The sequence below is a fragment of the Streptomyces geranii genome, assembly GCF_002954775.1.
Taxonomy (GTDB): Bacteria; Actinomycetota; Actinomycetes; order Streptomycetales; family Streptomycetaceae; genus Streptomyces; species Streptomyces geranii.
Genome location: NZ_PJME01000003.1, coordinates 50,088 through 68,721, shown reverse-complemented (window position 1 = coordinate 68,721; position 18,634 = coordinate 50,088). Strand labels below are relative to the sequence as shown.

General features: G+C 71.7%; 16 protein-coding genes and 1 pseudogene. 7 read left to right on the top strand and 10 right to left on the bottom strand.

Features of this window, described 5'->3' with window-relative positions; genetic code table 11:
- Window positions 1-5 precede the first annotated feature (5 nt).
- Window positions 6-659 (bottom strand): response regulator transcription factor, encoded by a 654-nt coding sequence (locus CW359_RS05385; protein ID WP_006380516.1) that lies wholly within the window; start codon window positions 657-659, stop codon window positions 6-8.
- 457 nt (window positions 660-1,116) lie between these two features.
- On the opposite strand from CW359_RS05385, the gene CW359_RS45770 reads away from it, so the two are divergent.
- The gene (locus CW359_RS45770) at window positions 1,117-1,290 is read left to right on the top strand and encodes a hypothetical protein (protein ID WP_198655097.1); all 174 of its coding nucleotides are present in this window, start codon (window positions 1,117-1,119) and stop codon (window positions 1,288-1,290) included.
- A 102-nt stretch (window positions 1,291-1,392) separates the two neighbouring features.
- Here the strand turns inward: CW359_RS45770 and CW359_RS05380 are convergent, their stop codons facing one another.
- Both CW359_RS05380 and CW359_RS05375 read right to left on the bottom strand, forming a co-directional pair.
- Window positions 1,393-2,208, bottom strand: a complete 816-nt coding sequence (locus CW359_RS05380; RefSeq protein WP_105968884.1) for an inositol monophosphatase family protein — start codon at window positions 2,206-2,208, stop codon at window positions 1,393-1,395.
- 17 nt (window positions 2,209-2,225) lie between these two features.
- A complete protein-coding gene (locus CW359_RS05375; RefSeq protein ID WP_105968593.1) occupies window positions 2,226-3,353 on the bottom strand; it encodes a ferrochelatase in 1,128 nt (375 codons plus the stop codon).
- Between the two features lie 153 nt (window positions 3,354-3,506).
- Between CW359_RS05375 and CW359_RS05370 the strand changes: the two genes are divergently transcribed.
- The 3 genes from CW359_RS05370 (at window position 3,507) to sepH (ending at window position 7,444) form a co-directional block, all read left to right on the top strand.
- Window positions 3,507-4,745 (top strand): MFS transporter, encoded by a 1,239-nt coding sequence (locus tag CW359_RS05370; protein WP_105968592.1) that lies wholly within the window; start codon window positions 3,507-3,509, stop codon window positions 4,743-4,745.
- On the top strand, window positions 4,705-6,024 hold the full coding sequence (locus CW359_RS05365; RefSeq protein WP_105968591.1) for a D-arabinono-1,4-lactone oxidase: 1,320 nt from the start codon (window positions 4,705-4,707) through the stop codon (window positions 6,022-6,024). The genes CW359_RS05370 and CW359_RS05365 overlap by 41 nt, the downstream gene beginning before the upstream one ends.
- 406 nt (window positions 6,025-6,430) lie before the next feature.
- Window positions 6,431-7,444 carry a septation protein SepH gene (sepH, locus tag CW359_RS05360; protein ID WP_105968590.1) on the top strand — a complete coding sequence of 338 codons (1,014 nt, stop codon included), beginning with the start codon at window positions 6,431-6,433 and terminating at the stop codon, window positions 7,442-7,444.
- Between the two features lie 110 nt (window positions 7,445-7,554).
- Here sepH and CW359_RS05355 read toward each other — a convergent pair whose 3' ends face one another.
- Window positions 7,555-8,397: a sulfurtransferase gene (locus tag CW359_RS05355; protein WP_105968589.1), complete on the bottom strand. Its 843-nt coding sequence runs from the start codon at window positions 8,395-8,397 to the stop codon at window positions 7,555-7,557.
- Window positions 8,398-8,770: 373 nt separating this feature from the next.
- On the opposite strand from CW359_RS05355, the gene CW359_RS05350 reads away from it, so the two are divergent.
- A complete protein-coding gene (locus tag CW359_RS05350; RefSeq protein WP_105968588.1) occupies window positions 8,771-9,571 on the top strand; it encodes a VOC family protein in 801 nt (266 codons plus the stop codon).
- A 44-nt stretch (window positions 9,572-9,615) separates the two neighbouring features.
- On the opposite strand, the gene CW359_RS46275 is transcribed toward CW359_RS05350, so the two are convergent.
- Window positions 9,616-10,992 carry a C40 family peptidase gene (locus CW359_RS46275; RefSeq protein ID WP_232838235.1) on the bottom strand — a complete coding sequence of 459 codons (1,377 nt, stop codon included), beginning with the start codon at window positions 10,990-10,992 and terminating at the stop codon, window positions 9,616-9,618.
- A 268-nt stretch (window positions 10,993-11,260) separates the two neighbouring features.
- Here CW359_RS46275 and CW359_RS05340 point away from each other — a divergent pair.
- Window positions 11,261-11,803 (top strand): annotated as a pseudogene (locus CW359_RS05340) (ABC transporter substrate-binding protein); the annotation flags it as partial.
- 3 nt (window positions 11,804-11,806) lie between these two features.
- On the opposite strand, the gene CW359_RS05335 reads toward CW359_RS05340, so the two are convergent.
- The 4 genes from CW359_RS05335 to CW359_RS05320 all read right to left on the bottom strand — a co-directional run bounded on the left by CW359_RS05335 (window position 11,807) and on the right by CW359_RS05320 (window position 17,182).
- The gene (locus tag CW359_RS05335; protein ID WP_105968586.1) at window positions 11,807-12,457 is read right to left on the bottom strand and encodes a thymidine kinase; all 651 of its coding nucleotides are present in this window, start codon (window positions 12,455-12,457) and stop codon (window positions 11,807-11,809) included.
- Between the two features lie 65 nt (window positions 12,458-12,522).
- Window positions 12,523-13,713, bottom strand: coding sequence for an alkaline phosphatase family protein (locus CW359_RS05330; protein ID WP_105968585.1), 1,191 nt, complete (start codon window positions 13,711-13,713; stop codon window positions 12,523-12,525).
- Window positions 13,713-14,300 (bottom strand): DUF5998 family protein, encoded by a 588-nt coding sequence (locus CW359_RS05325; RefSeq protein ID WP_105968584.1) that lies wholly within the window; start codon window positions 14,298-14,300, stop codon window positions 13,713-13,715. Before CW359_RS05325 ends, CW359_RS05330 begins: the two co-directional genes overlap by 1 nt.
- A gap of 41 nt (window positions 14,301-14,341) precedes the next feature.
- On the bottom strand, window positions 14,342-17,182 hold the full coding sequence (locus tag CW359_RS05320; protein WP_105968583.1) for a bifunctional acetate--CoA ligase family protein/GNAT family N-acetyltransferase: 2,841 nt from the start codon (window positions 17,180-17,182) through the stop codon (window positions 14,342-14,344).
- Window positions 17,183-17,360: 178 nt separating this feature from the next.
- Between CW359_RS05320 and CW359_RS05310 the strand changes: the two genes are divergently transcribed.
- Window positions 17,361-17,642 carry an HPr family phosphocarrier protein gene (locus CW359_RS05310; RefSeq protein WP_105968582.1) on the top strand — a complete coding sequence of 94 codons (282 nt, stop codon included), beginning with the start codon at window positions 17,361-17,363 and terminating at the stop codon, window positions 17,640-17,642.
- 155 nt (window positions 17,643-17,797) lie between these two features.
- Here the strand turns inward: CW359_RS05310 and CW359_RS05305 are convergent, their stop codons facing one another.
- Entirely contained in the window at window positions 17,798-18,493 is a 696-nt protein-coding gene (locus CW359_RS05305; protein WP_105968581.1) for a GntR family transcriptional regulator, read from the bottom strand.
- Between the last annotated feature and the right edge of the window lie 141 nt (window positions 18,494-18,634).

The window sequence follows — 18,634 nt, the reverse complement described above, 5'->3', positions numbered from 1 at the left end:
GAGTATCAGATCCGGTAGCCGGAGCCCGGCACCGTGACGATCACCGGGGGCTCGCCCAGTTTGCGGCGGAGGGTCATCACCGTCACGCGTACGACGTTGGTGAACGGGTCGGTGTTCTCGTCCCAGGCCTTCTCCAGGAGCTGCTCGGCGGAGACCACCGCGCCCTCGCTGCGCAGCAGCACCTCCAGGACGGCGAACTCCTTGGGCGCGAGCTGCACCTCCTTGCCGTCCCGGAAGACCTCCCGGCGGTTGGGGTCCAGCTTGATCCCGGCGCGCTCCAGGACGGGCGGCAGGGGCAGACTCGTACGCCGGCCGAGGGCACGCACGCGTGCCGTCAGCTCGCTGAAGGCGAAGGGCTTGGGGAGGTAGTCGTCGGCGCCGATCTCCAGGCCCTCGACGCGGTCGCTGACGTCCCCGGAGGCCGTGAGCATCAACACGCGTGTGGGCATGCCGAGTTCGACGATCTTGCGGCAGACGTCGTCGCCGTGGACCAGCGGCAGGTCGCGGTCGAGGACGACCACGTCGTAGTCGTTGACGCCGATGCGCTCCAGGGCCGCCGCACCGTCGTACACGACGTCGACGGCCATGGCCTCCCGGCGCAGTCCGGTGGCCACCGCATCGGCGAGCAGTTGCTCGTCCTCGACGACGAGTACGCGCACGTCGTTTGTCCTTCCTCGGGGTCGCCCGCGGGCCTGGACGGCACGTTGGCGGAAACTTTTCGTGTGGTCAGGCCTCCATCCTGCCGCTTTCGCCCGTAAACCGGTTGTAAGAGGGCTCCCGGCGATCACCGCGGGACGACTTCCCGGCCGCCCCGGCCGATCCCGCCGCCGATCCCGCCGCCGATCCCGCCGCCGGTGGCGGGAAGAATTTTCGGCAGGTTGAGGTTTCCCCGGAACGGAGCGGGGGGAGGACGGCTTTACACCCCGCGATCACGCTCTGCGTGTGCCATGACACCTAGTGGCACAACGGACCGCTTTCCGCAGAGCGGGCGTGGGTGTCCGGCACCGTCGCCGCCCGGCAGGGCAGCGCTGGGCACCCAGTCGGAGACGTGATCGCCCCTTCCGAACGGCACACCCCCGTGCCATCGACCCACGACCCAGGACGAGGGGGCGCAGCATGGACGCATTCACCGCAGGACTTCTGCAGCGCATAAGGGCGACCGAGACCGACCTGACTCGGGCTCGTGACGAGGGCGACGACTTCCTCGCCGAGGTGGAACAGGCCGAGCTCGAAGACCTGCGCCGCCTCGCCGCCGAACACGGTGTGGAGGTCGGCGCGACAAGCGTCTGACGTGGTGCGTACGCACTCCGTCGCAGCAACAGCGGAACCCCGGCGAATCCAGCGCCGGGGTTCCGCTGTTTCTGTGTTTCTGGCCCCTGGGCCGCTTCCGCGTCAGTCGTGCCAGGCGCCGAAGGTCTCCAGGTGGCGCTGGAGGGGCTCGAAGACGCCTGGGGTGCCCGCGACCGTCAGATCGCGTGAGGGGGCCTCTCCGGGGCGTCCACCGGTCAGGGCGCCCGCCTCCCGGGCGATCAGGTCGCCCGCGGCGACATCCCAGGCGTTGAGGCCGCGTTCGTAGTAGCCGTCCAGGCGGCCGGCCGCCACGTCGCACAGGTCGACCGCCGCCGAGCCGCCGCGCCGGATGTCGCGCAGGAGCGGGATCAGCCGCCGGGCCACCTCGGCCTGGTGGGCCTTGACCTCGGCGACGTAGTTGAAGCCCGTCGACACCAGGGCCTGGTCCAGGGGCGGGGCCGGGCGGACCGCGAGCCGGCGTTCGCCCTCCCAGGCGCCAGTGGCCCAGGCTCCCCCGCCGAGCACCGCGTGATACGTCTCACCGCGCATCGGCGCCGCGACCACGCCGACGATCCGCTCGCCGTCCCGCTCGGCCGCGATGGAGACGGACCAAGTGGGCAGCCCGTACAGGTAGTTGACCGTGCCGTCGAGCGGGTCGACGACCCAGCGGATGCCGCTGGTGCCCTCGCTGGAGGCGCCCTCCTCGCCGAGGAAGCCGTCGTCCGGGCGCTGTTCGGAGATCACGTCGGTGATCAGCTTCTCCGCCGCGATGTCCATCTCGGTGACGACGTCGATGGGGCTGGACTTGGTGGCGGCGACCGCGAGATCGGCCGGGCGCCCGTCCCGGAGCAGCTCGCCCGCGCGGCGGGCCGCATCCTGGGCGAGCCGGAGCAGTTCGGGCAGCAGGGGGTCGGTCACGTCGGTCACAGGGGTCCTCACGCGTACGGGCTGTCGGCGCCCGCGGCGGCGGGCCTGGGGGCACGGGTCGGGCAGCAGCCCACCGGGCAGAGGTCGCGGGTCGCGCCGAGGGCGCCCAGGGCGCACGGCGTGATCTCCTGGCCGCTCTCGGTGGCGGCGCGCTCCAGGACGAGTTCACGGACCGCGGCGGCGAAGCGCGGGTCGGCGCCCACGGTCGCGGAGCGGCGCATGGGCAGGCCCAGCTCCTCCGCCTTTGCCGTGGCCTCGGTGTCGAGGTCGTACAGGACCTCCATGTGGTCCGACACGAAGCCGATGGGCGCGATCACCACGGCCGGGACTCCGGCTTCGTGCCGCTCCTCCAGGTGGTCGCAGATGTCGGGCTCCAGCCACGGGATGTGCGGGGCCCCGGAGCGCGACTGGTAGACGAGCCGCCAGGGGTGCTCGACGCCGGTCCGCTCGCGCACCGCGTCCGCGATCAGCCGCGCGGTGTCCAGGTGCTGCTTCACGTACGCGCCGCCGTCCCCGTGGTCCTCGACGGGCCCGGAGGTGTCCGCGGAGACGGTCGGGATGGAGTGGGTCGAGAAGGCGAGGTGGGCGCCGTCCCTGACGTCCTCGGGGAGGTCGGCGAGGGAGTCGAGCACGCCCTCGATCATCGGCTCCAGGAAGCCGGGGTGGTTGAAGTAGTGGCGCAGCTTGTCGACCCGGGGCAGGTCGAGGCCCTCGCTCTCCAGGGCGGCCAGCGAGTCCGCGAGGTTCTCGCGGTACTGGCGGCAGCCGGAGTACGAGGCGTACGCGCTGGTGGCGAGGACGAGGACACGGCGTCTGCCGTCCTGGACCAGCTCGCGCAGGGTGTCGGTCAGATACGGGGCCCAGTTGCGGTTGCCCCAGTAGACCGGCAGGTCGAGGCCGTGGTCCGCGAAGTCCTTGCGCAGGGCGTCCAGGAGGGCGCGGTTCTGGTCGTTGATCGGGCTGACCCCGCCGAACAGGAAGTAGTGCTGTCCGACCTCCTTGAGGCGTTCCTTGGGGATGCCCCGCCCACGCGTCACGTTCTCCAGGAACGGAACCACGTCGTCCGGGCCCTCGGGGCCGCCGAAGGAGAGCAGGAGCAGGGCGTCGTAGGGGGTGGCGTCGAGCGCGTCTGGCATGGCTCCGATCCTGCCACCCCCCTCTGACAACCGGGATCGCGGCCCGCCCCCGAGGGGTGCATAAGGGTCACCTAACCCGTAAGCTGTATCGACTCCCTTCACGCCTTACCCACGCTTCCCTCACACTTCACCGGATCGACCGGAGACCCGCCCGTGCCCAGTCCCTACCGCGCCCTGTTCGCCGCCCCGGGCTCCGGACGGTTCACCTTCGCGGGACTCCTCGGCCGGATGCCGCTGTCGATGATGGGCATCGGCGTGGTCACGATGATCTCCCAGATCACCGGGCGGTACGGGCTCGCGGGCGCGCTCACGGCGACCATCGCGCTCGCGGCGGCGGTGGCGGGTCCGCAGGTCTCCCGGCTGGTCGACCGGTACGGGCAGCGCCGCGTGCTGCGGCCCGCGACGCTCTGCGCGCTGGTGGCCTCGGCCGGGCTGCTGCTCGCCGCGCACTTCGGGTGGCCGGACTGGGTGCTGTTCGTGTGCGGGGCCGGCATCGGCTGCGTACCGAGCGTCGGCGCGATGACCCGCGCGCGGTGGGCGGCCCTCTACCGGGACACCCCGCAACTGCACACCGCGTACTCCTTCGAGTCCGTGGTGGACGAGGTCTGCTTCATCTTCGGGCCGATCATCTCCATCGGGCTGTCCACGGCGTGGTTCCCGGAGGCGGGGCCGCTGCTCGCCGCCTGTTTCCTGGCGGTCGGCGTCTTCTGGCTGACGGCGCAGCGCGCCACCGAGCCCGAGCCGCATCCGCGTACGCGGCACAAGGACGGCTCGGCGCTGCGCTCCCCCGGTCTGCAGGTCCTGGTGGTCACCTTCGCGGCCACCGGGGCGATCTTCGGGGCCGTCGACGTGGTCACCGTCGCCTTCGCCGAGGAGCGGGGTCATCAGGGCGCCGCGAGCCTCGTGCTGGCCGTCTACGCGGCGGGCTCCTGCGTGGCGGGCGCGGTGTTCGGGCTGCTGCGCCTTCCGGGGGCGCCGGAACGCCGGTGGCTGCTGGGCATATGTGCGATGGCCGTGAGTATGATCCCCCTCCTACTGGTCGGAAACTTGCCGTTTCTGGCCGTGACGCTGTTCGTTGCGGGTCTGTCCATCGCTCCCACGATGATCACGACGATGTCCCTCATCGAACAGCACGTACCACGCGCGCAATTGACCGAGGGCATGACCTGGGTGAGCACCGGGCTCGCGGTCGGGGTCGCGCTCGGCTCCTCCGTGTCCGGCTGGGTGATCGACGCCGCCGGTGCGAGCGCCGGGTACGGGGTTCCGGTGGCGTCCGGGGCCGTCGCGGTCGCGGTCGGTTTCCTCGGGTACCGCCGGCTGAGCAGGCCGGCTCCGCGTCGGGGAGGCACCGTTGAGCAGCACAGCGAGCGGCAAGAGCGGCACGTGGCGTAACTGGGCGGGCAACGTCACCGCCCGGCCCGCCCGGGAGGTCACGCCCGCTTCCGTGGAGGAACTGTCCGCGGCGGTACGGAAAGCCGCCGAGGACGGTCTGAAGGTGAAGGCCGTCGGCACCGGGCACTCCTTCACCGCGACCGCCGCCACCGACGGGGTGTTGATCCGCCCTCAACTGTTGACCGGCATCCGCAACATTGACCGCGAGAACCTGACGGTCACGGTCGAGGCGGGCACCCCGCTCAAGAGACTCAACATGGCCCTCGCGCGCGAGGGTCTGTCGCTCACCAACATGGGCGACATCATGGAGCAGACCGTCTCGGGCGCCACCAGCACCGGCACCCACGGCACCGGCCGTGAGTCGGGCTCGATAGCCGCCCAGATCAAGGCACTTGAGCTGGTGACCGCGGACGGCGCGGTCCTCACCTGCTCCGAGAAGGAGAACCCAGAGGTCTTCGCGGCGGCCCGGGTCGGCATCGGCGCCCTGGGGATCATCACCGCGATCACCTTCGCCGTGGAGCCGATCTTCCTGCTCACCGCCCGCGAGGAGCCGATGACCTTCGACAAGGTCACCAGCGCCTTCGACGAACTCTGGGCCGAGAACGAGCACTTCGAGTTCTACTGGTTCCCGCACACCGGCAGCACCAACACCAAGCGCAACAACCGCAGCGCGGGCCCCGAGAAGCCGGTCAGCCCGGTCAAGGGCTGGATCGAGGACGAGTTCCTCTCCAACGGCGTCTTCCAGGTGGCCCAGTTGGTCGGCCGCACGGTGCCGGCCACGATCCCGACGATCGCCCAGATCTCCAGCAAGGCACTGTCCGCGCGGACGTACACGGACATCCCGTACAAGGTCTACACGTCCCCGCGCCGGGTGCGTTTCGTGGAGATGGAGTACGCCGTCCCGCGCGAGGCCCTGGTGGAGACGCTGCGCGAACTCAAGGCGACGGTCGACAGGTCGGACCTGCGGGTCAGTTTCCCGGTGGAGGTGCGCACGGCCCCCGCGGACGACATCGCCCTCTCCACGGCCTCCGGCCGCGACAGCGCCTACGTCGCCGTCCACATGTTCCGGGGGACGCCCTACCAGGCGTACTTCACCGCCGCGGAGCGCATCTTCACCGCGCACGGGGGACGGCCGCACTGGGGCAAGGTGCACACCCGGGACGCCGAGTACTTCGCCGGGGTCTACCCCCGTTTCGGTGAGTTCACCGCCCTGCGGGACCGGCTCGACCCCGAACGACTGTTCCAGAACGACTACTTGCGGCGGGTTCTGGGCGCGTAGCGAAGCAATTGGTTCCGTTTCCGATGTTTACGTGAAGCACGTCGCGTCCGAGGTCACGGAACCGGCGGGAGAACGGCCAACTCGCACTCCCCGACTGGAATTGGGTGGCGTGCCAATCCACGCACGTGGCCCAAATGGAGTACTGTTGCGAGCCCTGGGTCCGGTCTCCCGCCTGGGCGTCCGGGGCCATCCAGGACCGCCAAGAGGGGGCTCGTTGCACAGGGTGACGGAGTTTGTCACTTAGCGTTGCGAATAGATAACCGTGACATAACGGCGTTCCCGGGCCCGTGCCCGACACGCCGGGCAACTCGGCAAGGTTGTGGCAGGCTGCACCCGGGCAGGCCACACTCGACTAGCGGAAGCAGCGACGCACGTGACGTCGGCAGGCACCACCCGGGAGGTCCCCATGCCCGAACTGCGTGTCGTGGCCGTCTCTAACGACGGCACACGGCTGGTGCTGAAGGCTGCGGACAGCACGGAGTACACGCTTCCGATCGATGAGCGTCTGCGCGCCGCCGTTCGCGGCGACCGTCCCCGCCTCGGCCAGATCGAGATCGAGGTGGAGAGTCATCTCCGCCCCCGCGACATCCAGGCACGCATACGTGCCGGCGCGTCCGCGGAAGAGGTGGCGCAGCTCGCCGGGATTCCGGTCGACCGCGTGCGTCGCTTCGAGGGCCCCGTGCTGGCCGAACGAGCCTTCATGGCCGAGCGGGCCCGGAAGACCCCGGTCCGCCGGCCCGGTGAGAACGCCGGTCCACAGCTCGGCGAGGCCGTGCAGGAGCGGCTGACGATCCGTGGCGCCGACAAGGACACCGTCCAATGGGACTCCTGGCGCCGCGACGACGGCACCTGGGAAGTCCTGCTGGTCTATCTGGTCGCGGGCGAACCGCACTCGGCGAGCTGGACGTACGACCCGCCCCGGCGGCTCGTCCAGGCCGTCGACGAGGAGGCCCGCTCGCTGATCGGCGAGTCGGACGACCTCTCGGCGCCCGAGCCCAGCTTCCCGTTCGTCCCGCGTATCGCCCGGCTGCCGCGCGACCGCCCGCTGGACCGTCCGGCGCTGCCCGCGCCGTCGGCCGAGCCGGTCGAGGAGAGCGAGCGGGACTCGCTGACCAGCCTGCTGGAGGCGGTACCGAGCTTCCGCGGCGACATGGTCGTGCCGGAGCGCCCCTCCTCCACCGAGACGGCGGAGGAGCCCGTGGCCGAACCCGAGGTGGAGGAGCCGCCGGCTCCCGCGGCCTCGGCGGGTTCCGCGTACGCGGACGTGCTGATGCCCCGTTCGGTCGGCGCGCACCGCGACCGGCTGGTCGGGGCGACCGACCGCCAGGCGGAGGCGGACGGGGTGCGGCCCGGGCGTAGAGCGGCGGTTCCCAGCTGGGACGAGATCGTCTTCGGGACGCGCCGCAAGAACAAGGAGTAGTTCCACTGGGTGGGCGGTTCGTTCCCCGCGGGTGAGTGGGGGCTGGGCACGCTGTTCCCCGCACCCCTGGACGGGGCGCTGCGCGCCTCCGTCCAGGGGAACCCGTCGAGTTACTGCGGGTCCGGGCCCACCGCCACCGGCCTCGCCGGGTCTCCCGACCACTCCGACCACGAGCCGACGTACAGAGCTGCCGGGATGCCCGCTACCGCCAGGGCGAGGACCTCGTGGGCGCCCGAGACGCCCGAGCCGCAGTAGACGCCCACCGCGGTGGTGTCCTTCGCGCCCAGGGTCTCGAAGCGGGACGTCAGTTCGGGGGCGGGCAGGAAGCGGCCGTCGGGGCCCACGTTCTCGTTCGTGGGGGCCGAGACCGCGCCCGGGATGTGGCCGCCGACCCGGTCGATGGGCTCGACCTCGCCCCGGTAACGCTCCCCCGCGCGCGCGTCGAGCAGCAGCCCGGAACGGGCCAGCGCGGCGGCACCGTCCGCGTCGAGCAGACCTGCCGCCCCCGGCACCGGCGTGAAGTCGCCCTCCGCGGGCGCCGGTACGTCCGTGTCGAGCGCCCCCTCCCAGGACGGCAACCCGCCGTCGAGGACCCGCACGTCCGGGTGACCCGTCCAGCGCAACAGCCACCACGCGCGTGCCGCCGCCCAGCCCTGGCCGCCGTCGTACACGACCACGGGGACGCCGGACGAGACACCCGCGCGGCGCATCGCGGCGCCGAACGTCTCCGGGTCGGGCAGCGGATGCCGACCGCCCGTCCCCGAGGCGGAGGCCAGCTCCCGGTCCAGGTCGACGAAGACCGCGCCGGGGAGATGCCCGGCCGCGTACTCGGCACGCCCGTCGAACGGAGCTGAGCTGGGCATGCTCAGCTGCCAGCGGATGTCCAGGAGGACCGGCGGGCGGGAACCAGCCAATTCGTTCACGAGTTCGGATGCGGAGATGATGGCGTTCATGGCTCCATCCTTGCGCACGGGGTGGCCGTGGCAGCCAGGGCGGGCTACTCTCCCGCCGGACAGGTTCGATCACCAGGCGTACCGGATCGGGCACATGCTGTACGACCGATGGACACCCTGCGGCAATCACACGGAAACGGGCGGGAAACGGCGGATCGGGCACCCTCACGTCGAGGACGTACGGGGGTCGGCGCGGCCGGGGAGCGCGGTACCGCGGAGGGTGCGAGCATCGGCACGGAGCGTGCGTGCGCGCGGGATCGCGGCACGGCACGAGCAACGGGACGAGGCACGCCGTACGACGGCGTGCGGCAGGTCCGCCGACGCGGCGGACGGCGGAAGTGACCAGGCCCCAGGGGTCGAGGAGAGAGTGAGAATGACCGAGGCACGGGAGTCGGCCGGACGAAGCGGCGAGGCGCGCGCCCGGCACGCGCCCGGCACACCCTGCTGGGTGAGTCTGATGGTGCACGGGATGGCGGTTACGCAGGACTTCTACGGGGAGCTGTTCGGCTGGGAGTTCGAACCGGGTCCGCAGCAGCTCGGCTGGTACGTCAGGGCCCGGCTGGACGGCCAGGAGGTGGCCGGCATCGGGCAGCTGCCGCCGGACCGGCACCTTCCCGTCGCGTGGACGCCGTATCTGGCCTCGGACGACGTGGACCTCACCGCGGAGATGGTCCGGCACTCGGGCGGCACGGTGGGCGTCGGACCGCTGGACGCGGCCGAGGCGGGCCGGCTGGCCATCGCCTCCGACCCGATGGGAGCGGTGTTCGGCATCTGGCAGGCCGCCGCCCACCTGGGCACGGACATCACCGGCGTCCCGGGCACGCCCGCGTGGAACGAGCTGGTGACCCGGGACTCGTCGAGCGTCGCCAAGTTCTACAAGACCGTCTTCGGCTACGAGGAAGAGCCTGTGGTGTCGGCGAACTTCGACTACGTGACCCTGCGCATCGGGGGCCGTCCGGTCGCCGGCGTCCACGGCGTGGGCAACGCGCTGCCCCGGGACCGGGGGCCGCACTGGATGACGTACTTCGAGGTGGCCGACGCGGACGCGGCGGTCACCCGGCTGGTGGACCTGGGCGGCCACGTCGTCAAGCCCCCGCACGACAGCCCGCACGGCCGCGTGGCCACGGTGACGGACCCCGAGGGGGCGCTGTTCTCGCTGATCCAGGCCTCCTAGGGCCCCGATCGGCCCGGATCCCGGCCCGGACCGCCGGACAGGCCCTAGGCGGGCCGCAGGACGCTGTGGATGGCCGCCTCGCCCGCCGCGAAGATCGAGTCCTCGCGCACGGTCGCCCCCGGGCTCGGCGCGTGCATCATCGTGCCGTCGCCGACGCAGATGCCCACGTGGCCGACATGGCCCGCGTCGCCGTGGTAGAAGACCAGGTCGCCGGGCCGGATGTCGGCCAGACCTATCGCCATACCGGCGCTCGCCTGCTCGTGCACGGCACGCGGGAGGGCGACCCCGGCGGCCTTCCAGGCGGCCTGGATGAGACCGGAGTTGTCGTACGAGCCCGGTCCCACCGCGCCCCAGACGCACGGCCTGCCGATCTGCGCGCGGGCGAAGGCGGCGGCCTTGGCGGCCTTCGCGCCGGGCTCCAGGCCGAACGCGATGCCGTTGCCGATGCTCCCGCCGGCCACGGCACCCAGGTACGGGTCGGTGGCGCCGAGGTAGGCCCCGGTGCCGTAGGTCGTCTGGGGCGACGCGTAGGACGTCTGTGCCGCGTAGGCGGTGCCCGCGGTGTACGACGGCTGTGCGACGTAGGGCGTCTGCGCGGCCGGGAAGGGGTCGGCGACAGGGAACGGCTCGGCGACCGGAACGGCCGGAGCGACAGGAACAGGGGGGACGGTCGGGAACGGGCCCGCGACGAGGGGGAGTTCGGTGACGAGGGCGTAGTTCCCGTCGCGGAGCGTGCCCGCGTACAGGGGCGTCGCCGCGTCGAGGGGGGCGCCCGTGCTCTGGCCGGTGGGCAGGGGCAGCTGCCAGGGGTCGGCAGGCCGGGCGTCGGGCACCGGGAGCGGAGCCGCGTCCATGGCGGCCGAGGGCGTCGGGAACCAACTGGGCTCGGCGGCGGGAAGCGCGTTCCGGCCGGTCTGCACCTCCTGTCGCGGTGCGGGCACGGCCGGGAGTACGGCGGTGGGCGCGGCGGACAGTTCGGCGAGCGGCGCGGGCGGCAGTTCGGCCCGGGGCGCGGGCGGCAGCGCGGGCGCCGATCCGGCGGGCAGCGCGGCGACGGGTCCGGCGGTCAACTCCGGTACGGGGCGGGCGGTCGGCTCGGCGGGCGGGCTCGCGGGGCGGGCCGGACGGGGCTCGGCCGCGCGGGCCGGCCGCCGGTCGGACGGCAGTACGGCGGGCAGGGTCGGGCCCAGTTTGGCGCGTGCCGCGTCGAACCACGGCCGGGTGACCTCGTCGAGGGCCGGGTCGGAGCGCCTGCGCGCGGTGTCGGGTGCCGGGGTGGCGCGTTTGCGTGACCCGATCCTCATCGCGCGGGTGGCGTTGAAGGTCCCGGTGGCGTTTTCGGCCTGGTCGTAGAGGCTGTTGATCCGCTGCTGGACCTCCTCACGGCTCGGCCCATCATTTCGGGTTCGTTCCGGCGCCATGCGGGACGAGCTCCTTCCGTGTTCCGCCCCCCGAAATCAACTGTCTGCTTCGGACAGCGACTTGGGAAGAAGTCGTTCGGAGGTCAACTTAGCCAACTTGTGCGGTTCAAGTGAAGGTTGAAGCGCGAAATGTCCGATACGTAATTGTGACCTTCGTCGTATCAGGGGTGGTGAGGGGTTCGGACGGAACGTTCGGGGAAGGCGCTGGGGCCCGTCCGACCTGCCGAACCTGGGCTCCGTCCCGGCCGATGACCTCGTATGGTCGAAAAACGACGACGACGCGTCCCTCTTCCTCTACAAGCTGTGCGCCGAGACCTACGGCTGGGACTGGGTGGCCCGACTCGCCGCGCAGGACGTCCAGTTCGCGCGCGGCACGCACACCCCGGCGCTCGCCATCAACAACAAGCAGAAGGTGATCGGCGTCGGCGCCGGCAGCGCGGCGGTCACACCGGCCGGGGCCACGCTGCGCTGGGCGATACCCGAGGACGGGGCGCCGTTCATGGCCTGGGGCCAGCGGGCCGCGATCTTCCGCCGGGCCGCGCATCCCGAGGCCGCGAAGCTGTACCTCAACTGGTGGCTGTCGACGCCCAGGCAGCAGAGCGGCACGGGCTGGTCGGTGCGCACCGACATCGTCCCGCCGACGGGGATCAGGCCCGCGTGGGAGTACCCGAACGCGCACTTCGCCGAGTTCCCCCGGTTCATGGCCGACCGGGCCGAGGTCGAGCGCTGGAAGCAGACGTTCACCCTGTACTTCGGCGAGGTCGAGGGCGCTCCGAGCCCGGGCCGGCTGGGGCTGCACCCCGGCAGGTGACGGTCAGGAGGAGGAGACCGGCAGGACGTCCGGCGAGAGCGCGCCCGCGTGGGCGGAGGCGCTGGTCATACGGCGGCGGTGGTGGCGTCGGCACAGCACCTCGTAGCCGACCTCCGCGGCGAGGCTGCTGACATCGCCGACCACGACCTGCTCGCCCTCCACCACCATCTCGCCGTCCACGGTGCGGGCGTTGTGCGTGGCACGCTCCCCGCACCAGCACATCGCCTCCACCTGGAGCGTCTCTATCCGGTCGGCCAGTTCGATCAGTCGCCGCGAGCCCGGGAAGAGCTTGGTGCGGAAGTCGGTGGTGATGCCGAAGGCGTAGACGTCGAGCCGCAGGTCGTCGACCACGCGTGCGAGCTGGTCGATCTGCTCCGGTGCCAGGAACTGCGCCTCGTCCACGATCAGATAGTCGACCCGGCCGCCCTGCGACACCCGGTCCACGACATAGCCGTACAGATCCATCCCCAGGACCGCCTCGACCGCGTCGGTCACCAGTCCGAGCCGCGAGGAAAGCTTCCCCTCCCCGGCCCGGTCGTCCCGGGTGAAGATCAGCCCCTGCAGTCCCCGCGCCGACCGGTTGTGCGCGATCTGCAGCGCCAGAGTCGACTTCCCACAGTCCATCGTTCCGGAGAAGAACACCAGCTCGGGCATGGGAGGTTGAGCACCTTTCGGCGAGGGAAACGGGGGGGGCGGGACGGGTCAGGGGCAGACGGGCGTCAGGAGCGTACTTGGAGCAGCGGGACGAGCTGTTCCGCGGGGGTCATCGAACCGTGGTTGCCGACCATCACCGACTCCCTGGGCTCCCGCTCGGAGGCAACGATCAGGACGTCGTCCCGCGCCGCCGCGACGACATCGCCGATCCGGCCGTACACCCGTTCGTCGACCGTCGGTCCGAACCAGCCCGCCGCGATGGCCTCGTCGCGTGAGGCCACCCAGAACTGCTCGCCTAGCACCTCGCGCCAGCAGGTCAGTACGTCGGACTGCGCGCCCGGCACCGCGTACACGTGCCGCGCCCGGCCCTCGCCGCCCAACAGGGCGACGCCCGCGCGCAGTTCCCAGTCCTCGTCGAAGTCGATGCGGTGCTGCTCGTCGAACGGGATGTCGATCATGCCGTGGTCTGCGGTGACGTACAGCGCGGCGCGCGGCGGGAGTTGCTCCGCCAGCCGCTGGACGAGCCGGTCGACGTACATGAGCTGACCGCGCCAGGCGTCCGAGTCGACGCCGAAGCGGTGGCCCTTGCCGTCCACCTCGGCGTAGTACGTGTAGACCAACGAGCGGTCACCGGCGGCCAGTTGCTCGGCCGCCAGGTCCATGCGGTCCTCGCCGGAGAGCTTGCCACGGAAGGTGCCGCCGCTGAGCGCGATCTTGGTCAGCGGGGTGTTCTCGAAGGTCGGCGAGGAGACCTGGGCCGTGTGCACACCGGCCTCGTGGGCCAGTTGGAACACCGTGGGGTACGGCTGCCACGCGCGCGGGTCCGTCCACGGCTGCCAGCGCAGCTGGTTCATCAGCTCGCCGGTGTCCGGGTTGCGCACGGTGTAGCCGGGCAGGCCGTGCGCGCCGGGCGGCAGGCCGGTGCCGACGGAGGCGAGGGAGGTCGCGGTGGTCGCCGGGTAGCCGGCGGTGATCGGGCGGCCCGTGTCCCCGCGTGAGCTGCCGATCAGCGCGCTCATGAAGGGGGCCTCGTCCGGGTGGGCGAGGAGCTGCTCCCAGCCGAGTCCGTCGATCAGGAACACGCAGTTCCGGTCGGCGGGCGCCAGCTCCGGGATCGCCGCGGACATGCCCGGTACGTCCATGCCGGCGGCCAGGGTGGGCAGCAGGTCGGCGAGCGAGCCCGTGCCGTAGTGCGGGACGGGGGCGGAGGAGACTGCGAGTGGTTCCGGGTGGTCCCAGGTGGTGGGCTGGGACATCAGCGGGCGACGTCCGCGGTCGCTTCCGAGAGTGCCTGCGCGAAGACGAGCGCCTGGCGGACCGTCTCGGGGCCGTCCCCGGCCTCGCTGACGCGCAGGCTCAGGTCGTCCGCCGTGGAGCTGCCCGTGTAGCCGTGGTCCGCCTCGCAGTTGGGGTCGCCGCAGGCGGCGGGCTCCAGGTCGATACGGGAGACGGCGCCCCAGCCGATGGTCAGGACGACCTCGCGCGGGAGCGTGCCCGGCGTGTACGACTCGGGGTTGGCCACGACCCGGCTGAGCACCACCGACGAGATCCGGCCGAGCTTCACGGACTCCGTGGACGTGGTGGCGTACGGCGTCGGGGAGGTGGTGTCCGCGGCCTGCTCGTCGGTGTGGCTGACGATGAAACGGTTGCCGGTGAGGACGAGCACGGTCACATGCCGACGCACCTCGTTCGCGTCGAACGTCGTCTCCTGGTGGACCAGGTACGACCTGATGGAGTCGCCGCCGATCGCGGCCTCCACCGCCTCGGCCACGAGGGCCGGGTAGTAGCCGCTGCGCTCGATCGCCGCTCGCAGCCCCTGGGTCGATGTACTGGTCTTGGCCATGCGCCCCATCCTACGGGGGCCCACTGACTGCGAGGCACCGCTCAGTACACAGGAAGTGTCCTGGGACCCAGGTCGTCCCGGACCGGCGGCGGCGCCAGCCGCACCGACGCCCCGAGCACGCTCAGACCGTGCTGCGCGACGACCACCGGCTCCAGGGACACGGCGATCACCTCGGGATGGTCGTCGACCAGCCGCGACACCCTGAGCAGCAGTTCTTCGAGCGCGCCGGTGTCGACCGGGGCCGAACCGCGCCAGCCGAACAGGAGCGGCGCCGTCCGGATGGACCGGATCAGTGAGGCCGCGTCGCGGTCGGTGACCGGTATCAGCCGGTGCGCGATGTCGTCGAGCAACTGCGAGGCGGGCCCGGCGAGCCCGAAGGAGAGCACCGCTCCGGCCGCCGGGTCGATGACCGCCCGTACGACGGTGTCGACCCCCCGCGGTGCCATCCCCTGCACGACGGGCCGCACCTCGTCCGGCGCCCCGAAGAGTCCGGTCAACTCGGCGTACGCCCGCCGCAGTTGCTCCTCGTCGGCGAGATCCAGGCGTACGCCGCCGAGGTCCGCGCGGTGGCGCAGCTGCGGGGCGGTGGCCTTGAGGGCGACGGGGTAACCGATGTCCCGCGCGGCGGCTGCGGCGGCGTCGGCACCGAGCGCGGGCAGTGCCCTGCGCACGGGGATGCCGTACGTCCCGAGCAGCTCGCACGTCTCGTCCGTACCGAGGGTGAGCCCCTGCCCACGCGCGAGGAGCCCACCGATCAGCTCGGCGGCCCCCTTCTCGTCGATGTCCGCGTCGATGGACTCGGGCACTTTCCCGGGCTCGGCGGCTTCCCGCCGCCACTGCGCGTACTTCACGGCTTCACCGAGGGCGCGTACGGCTCGTTCGGCGGCGGGGTAGGCGGGGATGAGGCGGGCGGGGGAGTCGGGGGTGGACACCACGGTGGGCAGGCGTTCCGCAGGGCGGAAGGGGTGGGCACCGCCTGTAGTTCCGGGTGCCGTGGAACCTGCCCGTGGTGCAGTACTCGCTGCAGCCGACAGGGCCTCGGCCAGTCCCCCAAGTTCCACATGCACCACCAGCACCGGCTTCCCCGGTACCTCCGCCGCGGCCGACCGCAACGCCTCGGCCAAGGCGGCATCCCCGGGATACCCCTCCCCCACTGTGGGGATCGCGGTCACCACCACCGCGTCGCACTCCTCGGACGCCAGCGCCTCCGACAGCGCCCGGTGGAAGTCCTCCGGTGCCGCCCCCGTCGTCAGGTCCAGTGGGGACAACGGCCGCAACCCCTCGGAGAGGCACGCGTCGTACGTCAGCAGTCCCAGCGACTCCGAGTTGCCCAGGATCGCCACCCGGGGCCCGGCGGGCAGCGGCTGCCGGGCCAGCAACAACCCCGCGTCGACCAGTTCGGTGATCGTGTCGACCCGGATCACCCCGGCCTGCCGCAGCAGCGCGGACACCGTCGCGTGCGGCAACCGCGTGGCCCGTACGGCATGCCCCTGGGGTGCCGCCCCGTCGTGCCGCGCCCCCTGCACGACCACCAGTGGCTTCGCCGCCGCCGTGCGCCGTGCGAGGCGGGTGAACTTGCGCGGGTTGCCGATCGATTCGAGGTACATGAGGACGACGTCGGTGTCCGGGTCGTCGTACCAGTACTGGAGTACGTCGTTGCCGGACACGTCGGCCCGGTTGCCGGAGGAGACGAACGTCGACACGCCCGTGACCCCGGTGACCCCTCCCCCGCGCCGGTGCAGCCGGGACAGCAGGGCGATCCCGATGGCGCCGGACTGCGCGAACAGGCCGATCCGCCCGGGCCTCGGCATCTCGGGGGCGAGCGACGCGTTCAGCCGCACCGCCTCCGCCGTGTTGATGACGCCGAAGGCGTTGGGGCCGATGATGCGCATCCCGTACGTGCGCGCGTGCCGCACGAGTTCGCGCTGCCGCTCCCGCCCCTCGGGGCCGCTCTCGGCGTACCCTGCGGAGACCACGACGAGCCCCTGTACGCCGTGCTCCCCGCACTCGGCGACGACATCGGGGACGTACGCGGCCGGGACGGCGACGACCGCGAGGTCGACATGGCCCTCGATCTCGCGCACGGACCGGTGGGCCCGCACCCCGTCGATGTCCTTCTGTTGATCCGCGAATGCACTGTTGACCGCGTACAGGTCACCGGTGAAACCGGCGTCCCTGATGTGGTCGAGGACGCTGCGGCCGACGCCCCCCGGGGCCCGGCCGACGCCGATGACGGCCACGGCGCCCGGGGCGAGCAGCCGCCGTACGGAGCGCGCCTCGGCCCGCTGCTCCCGCGCGCGCTGGACCGCGAGCGAGCGGTCGGTGGGCTCCAGGTCGAACTCCAGGCGGACGACGCCGTCCTCGAAGCTGCGCTTCTGGGTGTACCCGGCGTCCGTGAACACCTTGATCATCTTGTTGTTGGCCGGCAGCACCTCAGCGGCGAAGCGGCGGATGTCGCGCTCGCGGGCGACGGCCGCGATGTGTTCGAGGAGGGCGGAGGCGACACCCCGGCCCTGGTGGGCGTCCTGCACCAGGAAGGCGACCTCGGCCTCGTGCGCGGGGCCGGACGCGGGCAGGCCGTCGGCATCAATGCGGTCATAGCGTACGGTGGCGATGAACTCGCCGCCGACCGTGGCCGCGAGCCCCACCCGGTCCACGAAGTCGTGGTGGGTGAAGCGGTGGACGTCCTTTGCGGACAGGCGCGGGTAGGGCGCGAAGAAGCGGTAGTACTTCGACTCGTCCGAAACCTGCTCGTAGAAGCTGACCAGCCGGTCGGCGTCGTCCGCCGTGATGGGCCGGACACGGGCGGTGCCGCCGTCGCGCAGCACGACGTCCGCCTCCCAGTGGGCGGGGTACTCGTGCCGGTCCGACGAGTTCTGCATGCGCCCCAGAGTACGGCTCGCGTCCGACAACGTCGCGAGGCAGTCTGTGGGGACCGAAGTCGGGCCCAGGCCGGTGTCCGAACGCGGTTCCGGGGCGGGCTCCCGCCTGTCTCCCGGAACGCTTCACGCTATGGAACAATGGTCTAGACAACCCTGAGACAGTGAAGGGCAGCATCACATGGCTGAGCGCCGCGTCAACGTCGGCTGGGCGGAGGGCCTCCACGCCCGCCCCGCCTCCATCTTCGTCCGTGCGGCCACGGCCGCCGGCGTCCCTCTGACGATCGCCAAGGCCGACGGCAACCCCGTCAACGCGGCCTCGATGCTTGCGGTCCTCGGCCTGGGTGCCCAGGGCGGCGAGGAGATCGTCCTCGCCTCCGACGCGGAGGGCGCGGACGCCGCGCTCGACCGTCTGGCGAAGCTGGTGGCCGAGGGACTGGAAGAACTTCCCGAGACGGTCTGAGGAATCGAGGGCGGCGACAGCCGTCACCTCAAAAGCACCACATATACCCGCGAAGGGCTCCCCCGGAATTCCGGGGGAGCCCTTCGCAATTCCCGATCACGGGCAGCAGAAATAGTCCCCCGCGAATTCCGTACTCTTTGTATACGGTGCCAGTGTTAATGACGCAGGCCCGTCATGTTTACGGGATGTTGCGAAGTCCTCACACGCTCCGGCCGGTCCCCCGCGCCCGGAAAGCGCAGCCGGTGCGCGACCGCCGCCCGCTCGGTGTGCAGCGCCGTGATCGCCCGCGCCCGCTCGCTGTCGCCGCGCGCGACGGCGTCCACGATCGCGCCGTGCTCCGTCCAGGACTCGACGGGGTTGGCCGGGGCCTCCACCGCGTACATCCAGGCGATCTTGTGCCGGAGCTGGGTGAGCGTCGAGGTCAGGGCGTGGCTGCCGGAGGCCTGGGCGAGCGTCTCGTGGAACCAGCCGCCCAGGGAGCGCAGATCCTCGCTGTTGCCCCTCCTGGCCCGCTCCTGCCCCAGCCTGACCAGGCCCCGCAGCACCTTCAGATGGGCCTCGGTGCGCCGCTGGGCGGCCCGGGAGGCGCCCAGCGGTTCCAGGAGCATGCGCATCTCAAGGAGGTCGGAGGCCTCCTGCTCGGTGGGTTCCGCGACGCACGCGCCCGCGTGCCGCCGGGTCACCACGAAGCCCTCGGCCTCCAGCGTGCGCAGGGCCTCGCGGACGGGGACGCGCGAGACGCCGTACCGGCGCGCGAGCAGTTCCTCGGTGAGCCGGCTGCCGCGCTCGTAGACACCGGCGACGATGTCGTCCCGGATCGCCGTGCATACCGAGTGCGCCGGAATACGCATGTCCGACCTCCGCTTTAATCCCCGTGAAACGTCGACGATTGACGTGTGTTGAGTGACTCTATTGCAGAGAACCGGAATTTCCGACGGCAGGCCAGAATCCGGGGATATTTTTTGGACACACCGCCCTCCGAAACGCCGAAA

Coding starts and splice junctions, on each gene's coding strand:
- CW359_RS45770 (WP_198655097.1), top strand. CDS start 1,117: ATGGACGCATTCACCGCAGGACTTCTGCAGCGCATAAGGGCGACCGAG.
- CW359_RS05375 (WP_105968593.1), bottom strand. CDS start 3,353: ATGCCAGACGCGCTCGACGCCACCCCCTACGACGCCCTGCTCCTGCTC.
- sepH (WP_105968590.1), top strand. CDS start 6,431: ATGCCCGAACTGCGTGTCGTGGCCGTCTCTAACGACGGCACACGGCTG.
- CW359_RS05355 (WP_105968589.1), bottom strand. CDS start 8,397: ATGAACGCCATCATCTCCGCATCCGAACTCGTGAACGAATTGGCTGGT.
- CW359_RS05350 (WP_105968588.1), top strand. CDS start 8,771: ATGACCGAGGCACGGGAGTCGGCCGGACGAAGCGGCGAGGCGCGCGCC.
- CW359_RS46275 (WP_232838235.1), bottom strand. CDS start 10,992: ATGGCGCCGGAACGAACCCGAAATGATGGGCCGAGCCGTGAGGAGGTC.
- CW359_RS05335 (WP_105968586.1), bottom strand. CDS start 12,457: ATGCCCGAGCTGGTGTTCTTCTCCGGAACGATGGACTGTGGGAAGTCG.
- CW359_RS05330 (WP_105968585.1), bottom strand. CDS start 13,713: ATGTCCCAGCCCACCACCTGGGACCACCCGGAACCACTCGCAGTCTCC.
- CW359_RS05325 (WP_105968584.1), bottom strand. CDS start 14,300: ATGGCCAAGACCAGTACATCGACCCAGGGGCTGCGAGCGGCGATCGAG.
- CW359_RS05320 (WP_105968583.1), bottom strand. CDS start 17,182: ATGCAGAACTCGTCGGACCGGCACGAGTACCCCGCCCACTGGGAGGCG.
- CW359_RS05310 (WP_105968582.1), top strand. CDS start 17,361: ATGGCTGAGCGCCGCGTCAACGTCGGCTGGGCGGAGGGCCTCCACGCC.
- CW359_RS05305 (WP_105968581.1), bottom strand. CDS start 18,493: ATGCGTATTCCGGCGCACTCGGTATGCACGGCGATCCGGGACGACATC.